A 14,420-nucleotide genomic window follows, 5' to 3' on the forward strand; every position below is an offset into this window, starting at 1 on the left:
GAAGCTGTCATTTTACATGCACGTCCGGTTGACTGCACCGCCCTTCGCCGATATAGTTGCCAAAAGCAAGCATCAGGAGGATTCCATGCATCAGGACATGCAACAGCAAGCCGACGTCGTGCGTCAGTTCAATCGTTACTACACAGTCCACCTGGGCCTGCTGCGCGGGCGCTACCTGGACACGGACTATTCGCTCAGCGAAGGCCGCATCATGTACGAACTATCGATGAATCCCGGCTGCACCGCCAATCATCTGCGCAACAAGCTGGACCTGGACGCCGGCTACATGAGCCGCCTGGTGCGCTCCCTCAGCGAGCGCGGCCTGATCGCCGGCGTGCGCTCGAAACACGACAAGCGCGCCACCCTGCTGAGCCTGACCGATGCGGGCCAGGCCGTCATCGCCGACATCAACCAGCGCGCCTCGGCGGAAACGGTGCGCATGCTGGGCCAGCTGGGCGAAGCGCAGCGCACGGAATTGCTGGACGCGATGCGCAAGGTGCAGCACATCCTGTCGACCCCGGCCACGCGCGTGGTGCGCGCCACCACCGCCCAGCTCGACGATGCGCGTCATCTGCTGTACGAGTATTTCGACCTGATCAACGTCGTGCTGCGCGATGACGACGACGCCATCCGCGCCTTCCTCAACGACGCCAGCTCGGCCATGTGGATCGCCTACGTGGACGGCGTGCCGGCCGCCTGCGTGGCCACGCGCGCGCTGCCGGAAGTGGCCGGCGCGACCGAGTGCAAGCGCTTGTACGTGGTCGACCGTTTCCGCCGGCGCGGCCTGGCCGAAGCGCTGATGCAGGCGCTGGAAAGCCACGCCGCGCAAGCCGGCTACAACGCCGTCTACCTCGACACCAAGGACGACCTGCACGCGGCGATCCGGCTGTACGAACAGCTGGGCTACGAACGCTGCGAGCGCTACAACGACAATCCGCAGGCCACCATCTTCATGCGCAAACGGCTGGGCTGAGGCGTGCGTCCGTTTTTGTAGTGAAGGAGTAATATTGCAAAATATACACTTCACACCGGAGCGCCATGAAAACCCTGCTCGCCATCGCCATTAGCTGCCTGAGCCTCACGATGCCCGCCATCGGCCGGTCGGCCGATGGCGATCCTTTCACCGGCATCTACTCGACCATCGACCCGCGCACCGGCGTGGAGGTGGATATGCTGAAAATTCACAAGTTTCTCGATGATGGCTATACGGTGTTCATCCGAGGCGAACGCTGGTCCGGGCCGTTCGACGGCAAGGTCGGTGAACCCGCCGAGCAATGGGCGATGCCGGGCCCCTTCCCTCACGATCCCCGGGTCGTCACGCTGGCCGTCGATGAGCTCGGTTCGCTGTATCACTTGCCCACCGGCGCTTTTTCCCGCGCGGGCAGATCCGACACCGAATACCTTGCACAGATGGTTCGGCTGGGGACGGTGGAAATGAAGCGGCGTCCGCTGATCAGCGACCATAGAGAGCGCGGCGAACGCGCGGCGAACGAATATCGCGCATTGGACAGCGATCAAAAGATCGAGGTCAGCGCCTTGAATTACAGCGCCAAAAAGATCCAGGTCGGCCTGAGCGACGCGGCCAACAAAAACAACGCGGTCGATACCGATCCGTTGAACGGCTACATGACCAGCGTGCCGAGTTGCTGCTTCTACCTGCCGGCCGAGTGGAAACCGTCGTTGCGTGTCAACGTCGAGTACCGCGCCGATGGCAAGCTGAAAATCATGCCGTTGGCCGTGCCGAAGTACGACAGCCCGCGCAAGCTGTGGGTCGCGGTGCAGCCGGACGGTCGCGTGGAGATCAGCTTCCCGAATGGATACGAGGATGACGACCGGCAGCGCGCCATGCCGGCGCCGCCGCCGGCGGAACTGGCCGTCATCAAGGCCGCCAGGTTAAAGCGCATCAGGGAAAAGGTCGCCGACCTGTCCCATCAGTTGAAGCAAATGCCGGCCGACGCGGCCAGCGAGTTCCGCGAACCCCTGCTGGGATTGCGGCAAGAAGCGCGCTACATGGAAGTGCTGTACGCCTGCAAGCAGGCGCTCAAGGAATGCGAGATGGAAGCGCAATCGCAGTCCAAGGAGGTGCATTGATGAAATCCCTGAAAAAACCCTTGCTGCTGGCAACCCTGCTACTGGCCGCATTCGGTGCCAGCGCCCTGGCGCCCACCCAGGCGCCGACGCGTAAGCTGACCGGCAAGCTGATGAGCGGGGGCGGCATAGACGATGTGAGCGTGTCCGTGCTCAGCCGCGACAACGCGCAAATCGACGCCTTCTGCGATGATCATTGCGGCGACTGGTTCGAGCGCGCCAGGAACGGCGAAGGCGTCACCCTGCGCCCTGCGCTGATCGGCAAAACAGTCGAGCTGTCTGTCGCCACCGAACGCAACGGCAGGCGCGTCGCCGGCCCGGACGAGAACGAGCGACTACTGTTCGTCAAAAGCGGCAAGCTGATTAAGTGATGGCCGGACGGCGTCTGTGAGAAAATCCCGGATTGGATTCTACTCGCGACAACAATGCCCATCATCGAACCTATCACCCTGACGCTGGCCGAACTGGCCAGCCGTTGGAACAAGACCTCCAGCCAGCTGATCGAGCAAGGCCTGCCGATGTATTTCTACTTCGACGGGCTGGTGTTCGACTTCAGCGACAAATGGCACCGCGCCAACGGCGACGTGCAGGAACAGCAGGATCTGGACGCGCATCAACTGCGCCTGTCCACGGTCGATCTGGACCTGCAACGGCAAGCGCTGCACAAGCGCGGCCTGCTGAAACTGACGCAATGGGAGGACGCGCTCAGCGACGATGAGCTGCGCACCCTGCAAGCCGAGTCTGACCGTCTGCACAAGGAAGTTGAACGCCTGACGGCGCTGCTGAAAGAGCGCAACGAAGAGCGCCAGCGTCACGTACGCAACGGCCTGCTGCGCGCCGCCCCGCGCACGCTGCGCGATATCGCCCAGCATGGCAAGACCAGATTCCCGCAGTTCGCCTTCATGCCGAACTCACCAGGCGGCAACGAGAAGATCGCCGGCGGCGCCGTGGTGGCGCTGGAGGATGGCTTCCCGGTGAAGACGCTGCTGACAGCGGACGATCTGGTGATCGCGATGCTGGACGTGCGGGCGGTGGAAGCCTCCGACAAAACCTGACCAGCAGCAAGCTGGACTGCAAGCCCGAAGCTGAACTATTATTGGTTATTTCACCTCCGGGAGTTGTGTATGAAATCCAAGCTTGCCCTGTTGCTGCTGGTGTTGAGCGCGACCGTCTCCGCGCAGGATGCGGAACCCGCGCCCGCCGCCGCCGCTGCGGCCGCGCCGGCGCTCGGCAAGGAACGCGCTGCCGACCTGCTGGCCCATGAGCGCGTGCTCAAGGCCGACGCTCAGGTCAGCAAAACGGCACAGGTCGTCATCAAGGGCAAGAACGTTCCCTACAAAGTGACAGCCGGTACCCAGCCGGTGTGGGACAAGGACGGCAAGGTGATCGCATCGCTGTTCTACACCTACTACCAGCGCACCGACGTGGCCGACAAGAGCCGGCGCCCGCTGGTGCTGTCGTTTAACGGCGGGCCGGGCTCGGCGTCGGTGTGGATGCATATCGCCTACACCGGTCCCAAACTGTTGAACCTCGATGCCGAAGGCTATCCAACCCAGCCTTACGGCGTGCACGACAATCCGCACTCCATCCTCGACGTCGCGGATATCGTTTATATCGATCCGGTCAACACCGGCTTCTCGCGCGTGCTGGACGGCAAGAACGACCGCGCCCGTTTCTTCGGCGTCAATGCCGATATCGCCTATCTGGCGGAATGGGTCAGCACCTTCGTTTCGCGCGAAGGCCGCTGGACCTCGCCCAAATATCTGATCGGCGAAAGCTATGGCACGTCGCGCGTTGCCGGCCTGGCGCTGGAGCTGCAAAATGCGCAATGGATGTATCTGAACGGCGTGGTGCTGGTGTCGCCAACCGAGCTGGGCCTGAAGCGCGAAGGCGCGGTAGGCGAGGCGCTGGCGCTGCCGTATTTCGCCGCCACCGCCTGGTACCAGAAAGTGCTGCCTGCCGACCTGCAAAGCCGCGACCTGAAAGACGTGCTGCCGGAAGTCGAAGCGTTCACCGTCGACGAACTGCTGCCGGCGCTGGCCAAGGGCGGCTTCCTCGATCCACAGAAAAAAGCCCAGATCGCCGCGAAGATGGCGCGCTACTCGGGCCTGTCGGAAACCTTCCTGTTGCAGCACAACCTGTCGGTGCCGCCTGAACATTTCTGGAAGGAGTTGCTGCGCGCGCAGGGCAAGACCGTGGGCCGCCTCGACTCGCGCTACCTCGGCATCGACAAGCGCGATACCGGCAACGCGCCCGACTACAACGCCGAGCTGAGTTCGTGGCTGCATTCGTTCACGCCGGCCATCAACCAGTACCTGCGCAACGAGCTGCAGTTCAAGACCGACCTCAAGTACGCGCTGTTCGGCGACGTCCATCCATGGGATTTCAAGAACGAAAAAACGGGCGACAATCTGCGTCTGGCGATGGCCGCCAATCCGTACCTGAAGGTGATGATACAGTCCGGCTACTACGACGGCGCCTGCACCTACTTCGACGCCAAGTACACCATGTGGCAGCTCGATCCCAGCGGCAAAATGAAAGACCGCCTGCGCTTTGAAGGCTACCGCAGCGGCCACATGATGTATCTGCGTTCGGAAGACCTGGCCACGTCCAACGAAGACCTGCGCGACTTCATCCGCAAGGCGACGCCAGCGCCGAACGCGCCGGCCAGGTATTGACAGCAGCCGGGCCGGCGCTGCGATCAGGACGCCGTCGGCGTCCGGGTCTTGCGCTTGCTCGACACGAAGCCCACCAGCGCCAGGCCGCCGAGCAGCATGGCGTAGGTTTCAGGTTCCGGCACCGCGGTGACGTTGATGTTGTCCACCTGGACGTAGCTCTGGCTCGCCAGATTGCCGGTAAGGACGACCGACGCCAGACCGTTCCAGCCGAGGAAGTCGACCGGCGTCAAGCCGCTGCCGTGGTGCGTTTCCAGGACGCTGGTAATCGTCGAGCCATCGGCGAACACGCCCTTGATGCCCATCCTGGCATCGCTGCCGGCGTAGTCGCCGGGCGAAAATTCCAGGCTGTTGAGGTTGAACAGCGCGGCGTCCTGGCGGCGGAACGTGACGGCGTTGGTGCTGGCGTGCGCGACGATGTCGTACGGCGCGAATTCCAGCACATTGGTGCCGTTGCTGTACGGCTGGACGCCGCCTTTGACAATTTGATAGTCGAGCGCGGTGAACACGAAGCCCTGGGTGGTGAAGATGCTCGGGCGGAAGGCGACGTTGGTCAGGTCGGCGTTGTCGAAGGTGATGGTGTCGGCAAAGGCCAGCGGCGCGCTGCAGCCGGCCGCGAAGGCGACCGTGGACAATATGGTTTTGATGGAAGATTTCATGGTGGTTTCCCCTGTGGTTGACGTGAGATGGCTTGAGTGCCATCACCCCAGCCACTGTAGTCACCGCCGCTCAGCGGGGAAATACGGAAATCACCGTATTTTTGTCAACACATCAACGTTGAGGGGATGAAAACTGCGAAGCAACTGCCCCGCCCCGGGGTGGACGCGATACGCAGCGCATAGCCGCACTGCTGGCAGAGGTTCTTGACGATGAACAGGCCAAGGCCGAAGCCCTCGCTGTGGCCGCCCTGTTCAAACGGCTGCAACAGCCGCTCGCGGGCGGGCGCGGGGATGCCCGGCCCGGTGTCGAACAGCTGGATTTCGACGCCGCCGGGACGGCGACGCGCGCCGAGCACGATGCGCCCGCTGGGCGTATGGCGCACCGCGTTGGCCAGCAGATTGGCAAGGATGCGGTACAACAGCAGCGATGAGCCGGTCACCCGCACGTCGCTGGGGCGCACGGACAAGCGCAAGCCCTTGACGCTGGCCTGCGCCTGGAACGCTTGCCCCAGTTGCCCGAACATCGAGGTGAGCACGATCGGCTCGGGCAGGCGCTGGTCCTGCCGCGCCTGCTCGATGAGGTCCTTGAGCAGCGACTGCGCGTAGGCCAGCGTGGTGTCGATATGCTCGGCGATCGGACCTTCCATCGGCGCCATGGCGCTGAACGCCAGCCGTAGCGAGGCCAGCGGCTGGGCGATGTCGTGGCTGGCCGACGCCAGGCGCAGCAGGCGTTCGTTGGCTTGCTCAAGCGCCGCCAGCTTGGTCTGCTCCGCCACCAACAGTTGCTCGGCCTCGGCCAGACGGCGCAGGCGGTTGTCGGCCAGGCGCGCATTGGACTTCTCAAGCTGACTGACGACGGCCGCGCCGAACAGCAGCGTCTCGCCGAGGCAGCCAATTTTCGGGAAGGCCAGCACGGAAAAATATGGCACCCGGTCCAAGCCCAGGATGACGAAGATCACCAGCATCAGCGGATTGGCCATCAAGATCGTTGCGCCCAGCAGATAGAAGCGCGCCGCCTCGATGCGCTGGCGCACGCCGATGACCGCGACCGCGCAGCCGAATCCGGAGTAGCTCAGCAGTTGTATCGTCAGCAGCGTGTCGAGTCCGTAGATCAGATGCGCCACCAGCGTCAGCACGCTGACGCCGAGCAGCGCCCGATGCCAGCGGTACAGCTGCGGCATGCGGGCTTGCATCTGCAGAAAGTCGATGGCGAAACCGACATGCGCCATCAGCGCCAGCACACCCAGCGCTCCGGGGGCCAGCATATTCCAGGCGGGGGCATGGGGCCACAGGAAGGCGAAGTTATAGCCCTCGACCTGGGCGACAAACAGCGTGTTCGTCAGCACAACCGCGCCATACATGCGATAGCCCAGCGCGCGCTGGCCGCCGAGGACGAACACGACAACCGGCACCATCGCCAGCATAATGCCGACCACCAGGCCGCTGAACAGATGCGCTTCGGTATCGCTGGCGTTGAGCTGGTCGACCCGCCACAAGCTTGCCAGCAACGGCGTCTTGCCGTGGGTGTGATAATAAACGTAAACCGAAGCGCCGCCGGGCGCCAGCGACAACGGCGCCATCAGGCGGCGATGCAGAACCGGACGGTCGGCGTAGTTGCTGGCGGCATCGAGGGCCAGCACGCTGCGCACCTGTCCGCCCTGCTGCTGATAGACCTGCACTTGGTAGGCGTCCGGTATGCCCAGGTCGAGCAGGCTGTCGCCGCCGACGGCGGACAAATCGATGCGGTACCAGTTGCCGCCAGCCAGCACTGGCAGGCGGAACGCCGTCATGGCTTGCGCGGCGATGGCATCCGGCACGGCGTGCGTGCAGGCACGCAAACTGGTCTGGCCATCCTTCGATTCCGAACACACCTGGGCCAGCGCATGGCCGACGCAACAGCACAACAACAACGCCAACCAGCCAGATCTGAAGAATCTTGCCAACAATGAGGCCTCCCAAGATGTTATCATTATTCTATCACCATTTCCGATAGTCATCTTTATGGATATCCTGCTTGCCGACGATCACGCCATTTTCCGGCAAGGGCTGAAATTGTTGCTGCAGAGCCAGGAAGGCATGCGAGTGGTGGCCGAAGCCGCCAGCCTCGAGCAGGTGCAGCCGGCGCTGCAGCAGCATTCGATCGATTTGCTGATACTCGACTATCACATGCCGGGTGGCGAGTCGTCGGCGACGCTGGGATATTGCAAGCAACGCTATCCGAAGCTGAAGGTGATCGCGCTGACCGGCAGCCAGTCAGGCATCGTGCTCAAGCAGTTGCGCGATGCCAAGGCGGATGCGGTGTTGCAAAAGGACTGCTCAGGCCCGGATTTATTGCGCTGCATTGCGCAGGTGATGGACGGCAGGACCGTGGTCAGCGACGCGGTGCAGCAGCAAATCGCCTCCTGCGACGAACAGCTGACGGCGCGCGAACTGCAGACGGTGCAATTGATTTACCAGGGCTACGCCAGCATCGACGTCGCCGCCCAGCTGAACCTGTCGGCCAAGACCGTCGACAAGCACCGGGAGAACGTCATGCGCAAACTGCAGGTGCACAACGTGGTGCAGTTGATCCACAAGGTGCGCGAGCTCAAGCTGGTTTGATTTACATCGATCGACAAGAACAAAAAAGGCTTGTGCGGTTTTATGCGCACAAGCCTTTGATTTAACGATCTAATTCTGGTGGGCCTCCCGTGAGTCGAACACGGCACCAACGGATTATGAAACACATGCTCTACCCAGGGTATCTAGAGCAGCGATGCTTCCAAACATCTAAGACAAAATACCACTAAATAACAGGAAAACCAATTAGAGTTATTTCTCAACTAAATTAGCAAAAGCTTTTTTACGCCCGAGCGAAGGACGTACAGCACGATACCCTAAATCAGCAGCCTGAATTCGAAGTCTCTCTACAGCGAAGACATGAACCTCACCTATTATTGCATTCAGCATAGGACTAATTTCTTCGACACTAGGAGCCTTGGTTACACCAATAATTTCAAACTTCGCTTCCAACTCTATTGCAACAGAAAATGATTTCGTCCTATCGGTTTTTAACTTTGGACTTTTTTCTGAAATTTTAAAGCCGTCCAATTTTACTGAGTACAAAAGCGTAGCCAAGTACGGCGAAGATGACTCATCTGGCAAATCTAATTCCCCTTCATCAACTGAAAGAGAAAAAGTGCCTCGAGATGCTTCCTCAGGAGTTAAAAAACGCTCAGAGTGAAGCTTAAGAACCCGGATATCATGCAAAATCAGCTCCGACGGAATAGCAACTACTTCCACCGCTTCAGTTAATTGAGTCTCGGACGATTCTGACTTACGGGAGCGTTTTGTGACCATGATTGTATCGATTCCTCATCATACGTATTTTTCTCTGGATCAGAATGATAATGATGGTGATTCTCCGTCACTGCCACTACCACTCGATTAGGTGCAAGCCTATGCATCAATGACTCCTTCACATAGTCATTAAGTGACTGACCAATCAATGACGCCGCTTTAGAAGCATCTCTATGCAGCTCAGAGCCGGTCCGAACATTGAAGGAACCGCTATATTGTTTATTTGGAGCCTTACCTGTCTGCTTACAATGAGCCTCATATCGATCAACTGCAGCGGCAAATGCTTCCTTTAACTCGCGGGGAGTTTGCCCCTCAAAGATAATTAAATCATCAATGAAAAGAATTCTCCCATGGAGACAATCGTCCTCCATGCTAATTTCAGAGGACCCACAATATCCCTTGTATTCCATATTATTAGTTTTGCTCATGATATGCCTCAGCAATCTTCCTTGCAGGACTCGAGCGCCTCTTTTGCCGCATCAACTTGATACCTCTTCAGAATCCCCGAAGGATGTGTTTTTGACATACTAAACCGATACCCGGAAACGTGCTCGAACGTATAGTGCGAGCCGCCATCACAGTATTCTGTGAAATTTCGTTGACGCATGAGTGTCACGAGGTCGCCCCATGCGAAATCCTTCGGCGGAGGATTTTTTTGCAATTTTTGCAATAATTTCTCTTTTTTTGACACAGGATTATGTACTGCAGCCAAGTATAGTGCAACTAAATATTAGGTGCAGATTTGATGCGAAAACAGTGAACTTACATCAAAATCAGACCAGCTCAAACAACAGTGACACGAGAACCAGCACGCATACAGCAACGAGATGACCATAAGTTACCGATTCTATCACTTCACTGATCCAACCATCAAAGAAGGCAAGACTTCTGCATACGCAGCAAGATGCGCTGCGGAAAAATGTGCATAACGCCTGACCATCTGGGAACTTTCCCAACCGCCTAACTCTTGCAACACGTTCAAAGGTGTACCATTTTGCACATGCCAACTAGCCCAGGTATGTCTCAAATCATGCCAACGAAAATCATCAATCCCGGCGCGCTTTAAGGCCTTTTTCCAAGCGGCCGTACTCACCTTAACAGTCGTCTCACCTTTAAAAGCAAAAACGTGCGTGCGATGCCGCCCAGCTTGCAACGACAGTACGCGCATGGCATCGTGATTCAGTGGCACAGCGATAGCTCGTCGCGTTTTTGACTGGTCAGGATGAACCCACGCCATACACCTAGGTTTCTTTGTAACGAGCTTAGTCAACGACGTCCCACCGGCAAGCTTCACCACCAACGCCGCAGAGTACGCAGAAAAAATCATGCCGATGGCTTTATCGATCCAGCACCAAGCCAAGAACGAAACCACATCAGCAGGCAAGGCCGCAACGTTGCCCTTGATCTGATCGAGCAACCAAGTGATACTCAGATCGAAGCCGCTATAAGTCACGTAGGACAAAGGTGAGCGCCTATCGTGGCCGAACTGCGTCATGCTGACCACATCATCAAAGTCATGCTCAGCACCATGACTGCCCGGCAGAAGGCCAAGGTTGGCGCGCTGCTGGAAGCCGATGGTGTAGCCGGTGACGGCATAACACTTCATCACAAGCGCGTGGCCGTCATCGCTGCACCCGCCGCTACGCCAACCACACCGCCGCTAACCGCTGACGAAGAGCGGGCGCTCCGACTCTATCGCGGGATGAGCAATGCAGACCGCGATATGACCGTCACGATGATGGCGGAGTGGGCGAGGAAATGGCCTAGACACCCGGCGCCGATGCTGCAACTTGTGAAGGGACCTGACGTCGACGGCCGGCAAGATGATGATGACCATGCTGGCGGCCGTGGCCGAGATGGAGCGGGATTTGCTGGTAGAGCGCACGCAAGCAGGCCTGGCGCGTGCGAAGAGCGAGGGCAAGACGCTGGGCCGTCCGTCGAAGACGACCGCCGAGCAGCGGGCCGACATCATCGCCAAGTACGCTGCCGGCGATAGCGTCAGCGCGTTGGCCCGCCTCTATAGTGTGTCGCGCGCAAGTATCTTAAGCGTAGTTAAGCCAGACTAGATGGTCACCATATTTGCAAACTGGATGAAGTTCTTGCCCGCCTCCACATAGTCGCCAATTTGAGTTTCAAATCCCATCGCTTTAATACGCTCAGCTACTGCGCGCAGATTTGCCTCATCTGTTCGTTTCCAACCCAGTCCCAATACTTCGCGACCAGTCCTTGTAACCGAGTAAATTGGCAAAGTGATTCTGCGGGTGGAGTCGGCATGGGTCGCTAAAATTAAGCGACCGTAGCTGGTGAATGACTGAACAAAGCGGTCGGGCATCACCGAACCATAATTAGTCTGCATGCCTATTGCCTCCACGCCCGACAAAATGCCGATTTCTTGAAGCTCCATTATTTCGGAAAAGCTCAATTCACCAAGTCCACTTGCGTGCTCAGCGCGGAAGATTACTCCTGCAATCACGTATGGAGCCGCCTTTTCGATTAGCGCGGCATCTTCGCGGGAAATATTCCGTAAGAACTCAAGGGTACGCATCGAAAACGTCCCCGGACTCTTGACCTCGCCGGCCAGCACTTTTCCCCAAAGCGCCTGAAGCTCGTCGGACGAGATGGACGCGGCATTGTCGCGCCATCTTAAAAGCCAATCATCTGAAACTGTGGTTTCCGGAGGCTCCTGTGAGTCGCCCGTAAGCTCTGCTTCTGCAAATGCTACTGCTTTGGCAGTACTCACCTCTCGACGAATTGCGTCCTTTATTGAACTAGTCAGTGCGGCATCAATGAAAGTAGGGCTCAGCTGTTCCGTTTGGCCCATTGGCAATAGTTCCAGCGCAGGCGGCTCAACTCTTTCAAGCTTGCCCCCTTCGAGGAGTAGCTTTCTGCCGGCCCGGATGTCAGAGGCATCTTTTTCTGCCTGCGCCAACGCTAGTAGACCACGCCGCTCAATCTCCGTTGTAGCAGCAGCCATTCTCCTGGCTTGCCATGGCGCTAACGCGTTCGCAATTCCCTTGTCAACTAACGACTCCCACATTTTCATAACCAACTTCTCGCCTGGAATTAGGTTTATTTCTACCGACATATTTCCTCCAAAGTTGAAATGTGAAAATGCCTACACAGTGCCTACATAGCTCCAGATAGCAAAAAGCCCAGCCGGTGAAGGCTGGGCTAAGTGCTTGTTTTTATTGGTGGGCCTCCCGTGAGTCGAACACGGCACCAACGGATTATGAGTCCGCTGCTCTAACCAAGCATGAGCTAGAGGCCCAGGGTCTTGCTTTGCGCTGGGAGCCTGGCAGCCCCTCTACGCGCGCTCGTTTTTAAAACGAACTCGCGAGGATAAGGGCTAGCCCGGCCACTAGTCAAGTCTTAGTTGCCTTCCAAGAAGCTTTTCAGCTTGTCCGAACGCGATGGGTGGCGCAGCTTGCGCAGCGCCTTGGCTTCGATCTGACGTATGCGCTCGCGCGTCACGTCAAACTGCTTGCCCACTTCTTCCAGCGTGTGGTCGGTCGACATTTCGATACCGAAACGCATACGCAGCACCTTGGCTTCGCGCGGGGTCAGCGAATCCAGCACGTCCTTAACCACGCCGCGCATCGAAGCGTGCAGCGCGGCATCGGACGGCGCCAGCGTGTTGTTGTCCTCGATGAAGTCGCCCAGGTGCGAATCGTCGTCGTCGCCGATCGGCGTCTCCATCGAAATCGGTTCCTTGGCGATCTTCATGATCTTGCGGATCTTGTCCTCGGGCATTTCCATCTTGATGGCCAGCGTTGCCGGGTCCGGCTCGGCGCCGGTTTCCTGCAGAATCTGGCGGGAAATCCGGTTCATCTTGTTGATGGTTTCGATCATGTGCACCGGAATCCGGATGGTGCGCGCCTGGTCGGCGATCGAACGGGTGATGGCCTGACGGATCCACCACGTTGCATAGGTCGAGAACTTGTAGCCGCGGCGGTATTCGAACTTGTCCACCGCCTTCATCAGGCCGATGTTGCCTTCCTGGATCAGGTCGAGGAATTGCAGGCCGCGGTTGGTGTACTTCTTGGCGATCGAAATCACCAGGCGCAAGTTGGCCTCGGTCATTTCGCGCTTGGCCTTGCGCGCCTTCATTTCACCGGCCGCCATCTGGCGGTTGATGTTGCGCAGGTCCGGCAGCGGCAGCACCACGCGCGCCTGCAGGTCGATCAGGCGTTGCTGCAGTTCCTTGATGGTCGGGATGTTGCGGCCCAGGATGGCGCTGTACGCGTGCCCTGCGGCCACTTCGCCGTCCACCCATTCCAGATTGGTTTCATTGCCCGGGAAGACCTTGATGAAGTGGGCGCGCGGCATGCCGCACTTGTTCACGGCCACGTCCAGGATCTGCTTCTCGATGTGGCGCACTTCGTCGACCTGGCCGCGCAGCGTGTCGCACAGCTTCTCGACCACCTTGGCGGTGAAGCGGATGCCCAGCAGCTCGTACGAGATCGCTTCCTGCGCCTTGATGTAGGCCTTGGAGTTGTAGCCCTCCTTCTCGAAGGCGCGGCGCATCTTGTCGAATTGCAGGGAGATGACGTCGAATTTTTCCAGCGCGGCGTTTTTCAACGCTTCCAGCTGTTCGGCCGAGAAACCTGCTGCGCCGGAGGCGCTCGCTTCTTCCTCTTCCTCTTCTTCCTCTTCTTCCGCTTCCTCTTCTTCCTCGTCCTCTTCGGCCGGCGCGGCAGCTACCGGCGCGGCCACTTCGTCGCTGTCGTCGACCAGGCCGTCGACGATTTCGTCGATCTTGATTTCATCGGCGCGGATGCGGTCGGAGGCGGCGATGATCTCGGCGATCGTCACCGGGCAGGCGGAAATCGCCTGGATCATGTCCTTCAGGCCGTCCTCGATGCGCTTGGCGATCTCGATCTCGCCTTCGCGGGTCAGCAGCTCGACCGAGCCCATCTCGCGCATATACATGCGCACCGGGTCGGTGGTGCGGCCGAAATCGGAGTCGACCGTCGACAGCGCCGCTTCGGCGGCCGCTTCGGCTTCGTCGTCGCTGGTGACGGTGGCGACGTTGTCCGACAGCAGCAAGGTCTCGGCGTCCGGCGCGTGCTCGTAGACGGCGATGCCCATGTCGTTGAAGGTGCCGATAATGCCCTCGATCGCTTCCGGATCGACGATATTTTCAGGCAGGTGGTCATTGATCTCGGCGTACGTGAGGAAGCCACGTTCCTTGCCGAACTTGATCAGGGTCTTGAGTTTCTGGCGGCGGCGTTCGAGTTCTTCCTCGGTGGCTTCCGTGTCCGACGAGAAAGCGTCCTTCAGCAGCGCCTTTTCCTTGGCCTTGCGGTCCTTGGCCTTGGCCTTGTCGACCGCCTTCAGTTCGGCGCGTTCGACCGCGTTCAGCGCGGCGACTTCGTCGTTTTCTGGCTGGAATTCTTTCGGCTTGCGCCCGCGCCGGCCCGGCACTTTGACCGACGGCAGCACATAGCCCGAGGTATCGATGGCAGCGAGCGTGGCCGCGTCGGTGGTCTGGCTGACCGCCGGCGGGTTGCTGGCGACACGCGTTTCCGACTTATCCGCTGTCTTGGCGGATTTTGCGGTCACTTTGCTCGGCTTTGCAGCCGCTTGGGATTCAGGTTTCTTGATTGGCACAGGCGCTTTCGATTACACAACGACTTGCTTATTTAGGATAAAGTTTCTT

General features: G+C 59.0%; 13 protein-coding genes, 1 tRNA gene and 2 pseudogenes. 7 read left to right on the forward strand and 9 right to left on the reverse strand.

Features of this window, described 5'->3' with window-relative positions; all coding sequences use genetic code 11:
- Window positions 1-85: 85 nt before the first annotated feature.
- The 5 genes from RUGAMON1_RS08220 to RUGAMON1_RS08240 all read left to right on the forward strand — a co-directional run bounded on the left by RUGAMON1_RS08220 (window position 86) and on the right by RUGAMON1_RS08240 (window position 4,766).
- Window positions 86-973: a bifunctional helix-turn-helix transcriptional regulator/GNAT family N-acetyltransferase gene (locus tag RUGAMON1_RS08220; RefSeq protein WP_445230051.1), complete on the forward strand. Its 888-nt coding sequence runs from the start codon at window positions 86-88 to the stop codon at window positions 971-973.
- Between the two features lie 65 nt (window positions 974-1,038).
- Window positions 1,039-2,091 carry a DUF3304 domain-containing protein gene (locus tag RUGAMON1_RS08225; protein ID WP_445230052.1) on the forward strand — a complete coding sequence of 351 codons (1,053 nt, stop codon included), beginning with the start codon at window positions 1,039-1,041 and terminating at the stop codon, window positions 2,089-2,091.
- On the forward strand, window positions 2,091-2,459 hold the full coding sequence (locus RUGAMON1_RS08230; RefSeq protein WP_445230053.1) for a hypothetical protein: 369 nt from the start codon (window positions 2,091-2,093) through the stop codon (window positions 2,457-2,459). The genes RUGAMON1_RS08225 and RUGAMON1_RS08230 overlap by 1 nt, the downstream gene beginning before the upstream one ends.
- Before the next feature lie 54 nt (window positions 2,460-2,513).
- On the forward strand, window positions 2,514-3,143 hold the full coding sequence (locus tag RUGAMON1_RS08235; RefSeq protein WP_445230054.1) for a hypothetical protein: 630 nt from the start codon (window positions 2,514-2,516) through the stop codon (window positions 3,141-3,143).
- Between the two features lie 69 nt (window positions 3,144-3,212).
- Complete coding sequence (locus RUGAMON1_RS08240; RefSeq protein WP_445230055.1) at window positions 3,213-4,766, forward strand: S10 family peptidase; 1,554 nt, start codon at window positions 3,213-3,215, stop codon at window positions 4,764-4,766.
- Window positions 4,767-4,789: 23 nt separating this feature from the next.
- Here RUGAMON1_RS08240 and RUGAMON1_RS08245 read toward each other — a convergent pair whose 3' ends face one another.
- Both RUGAMON1_RS08245 and RUGAMON1_RS08250 read right to left on the reverse strand, forming a co-directional pair.
- Window positions 4,790-5,422, reverse strand: coding sequence for an FxDxF family PEP-CTERM protein (locus RUGAMON1_RS08245; RefSeq protein WP_445230056.1), 633 nt, complete (start codon window positions 5,420-5,422; stop codon window positions 4,790-4,792).
- Window positions 5,423-5,526: 104 nt separating this feature from the next.
- A complete protein-coding gene (locus tag RUGAMON1_RS08250) occupies window positions 5,527-7,326 on the reverse strand; it encodes a sensor histidine kinase (RefSeq protein ID WP_445230057.1) in 1,800 nt (599 codons plus the stop codon).
- 97 nt (window positions 7,327-7,423) lie between these two features.
- On the opposite strand from RUGAMON1_RS08250, the gene RUGAMON1_RS08255 reads away from it, so the two are divergent.
- Entirely contained in the window at window positions 7,424-8,023 is a 600-nt protein-coding gene (locus RUGAMON1_RS08255) for a response regulator (RefSeq protein ID WP_445230058.1), read from the forward strand.
- A 210-nt stretch (window positions 8,024-8,233) separates the two neighbouring features.
- Here the strand turns inward: RUGAMON1_RS08255 and RUGAMON1_RS08260 are convergent, their stop codons facing one another.
- The 4 genes and pseudogenes from RUGAMON1_RS08260 to RUGAMON1_RS08275 all read right to left on the reverse strand — a co-directional run.
- Window positions 8,234-8,761 carry a hypothetical protein gene (locus RUGAMON1_RS08260; protein WP_445230059.1) on the reverse strand — a complete coding sequence of 176 codons (528 nt, stop codon included), beginning with the start codon at window positions 8,759-8,761 and terminating at the stop codon, window positions 8,234-8,236.
- On the reverse strand, window positions 8,713-9,189 hold the full coding sequence (locus RUGAMON1_RS08265) for a type II toxin-antitoxin system HicB family antitoxin (protein WP_445230060.1): 477 nt from the start codon (window positions 9,187-9,189) through the stop codon (window positions 8,713-8,715). The genes RUGAMON1_RS08260 and RUGAMON1_RS08265 overlap by 49 nt, the downstream gene beginning before the upstream one ends.
- A gap of 422 nt (window positions 9,190-9,611) precedes the next feature.
- Window positions 9,612-10,004, reverse strand: a pseudogene (locus tag RUGAMON1_RS08270) (site-specific integrase); the annotation flags it as partial.
- Between the two features lie 60 nt (window positions 10,005-10,064).
- Window positions 10,065-10,367: pseudogene (locus RUGAMON1_RS08275) on the reverse strand (DUF2523 family protein); the annotation flags it as partial.
- A gap of 196 nt (window positions 10,368-10,563) precedes the next feature.
- Between RUGAMON1_RS08275 and RUGAMON1_RS08280 the strand changes: the two are divergent.
- The gene (locus tag RUGAMON1_RS08280; RefSeq protein WP_445230336.1) at window positions 10,564-10,827 is read left to right on the forward strand and encodes a recombinase family protein; all 264 of its coding nucleotides are present in this window, start codon (window positions 10,564-10,566) and stop codon (window positions 10,825-10,827) included.
- Here RUGAMON1_RS08280 and RUGAMON1_RS08285 read toward each other — a convergent pair.
- From RUGAMON1_RS08285 to rpoD, 3 genes are all read right to left on the reverse strand, one after another.
- On the reverse strand, window positions 10,824-11,846 hold the full coding sequence (locus RUGAMON1_RS08285; protein ID WP_445230061.1) for a DUF2806 domain-containing protein: 1,023 nt from the start codon (window positions 11,844-11,846) through the stop codon (window positions 10,824-10,826). The genes RUGAMON1_RS08280 and RUGAMON1_RS08285 overlap by 4 nt on opposite strands.
- Window positions 11,847-11,950: 104 nt before the next feature.
- Window positions 11,951-12,029 (reverse strand) — tRNA-Ile (locus RUGAMON1_RS08290).
- Window positions 12,030-12,130: 101 nt separating this feature from the next.
- Complete coding sequence (gene rpoD, locus RUGAMON1_RS08295; RefSeq protein WP_445230062.1) at window positions 12,131-14,371, reverse strand: RNA polymerase sigma factor RpoD; 2,241 nt, start codon at window positions 14,369-14,371, stop codon at window positions 12,131-12,133.
- Between the last annotated feature and the right edge of the window lie 49 nt (window positions 14,372-14,420).

Origin of the sequence: Duganella rhizosphaerae, from assembly GCF_040364205.1 — a bacterium.
In the GTDB taxonomy this organism is placed as follows: domain Bacteria; phylum Pseudomonadota; class Gammaproteobacteria; order Burkholderiales; family Burkholderiaceae_D; genus Rugamonas; species Rugamonas rhizosphaerae.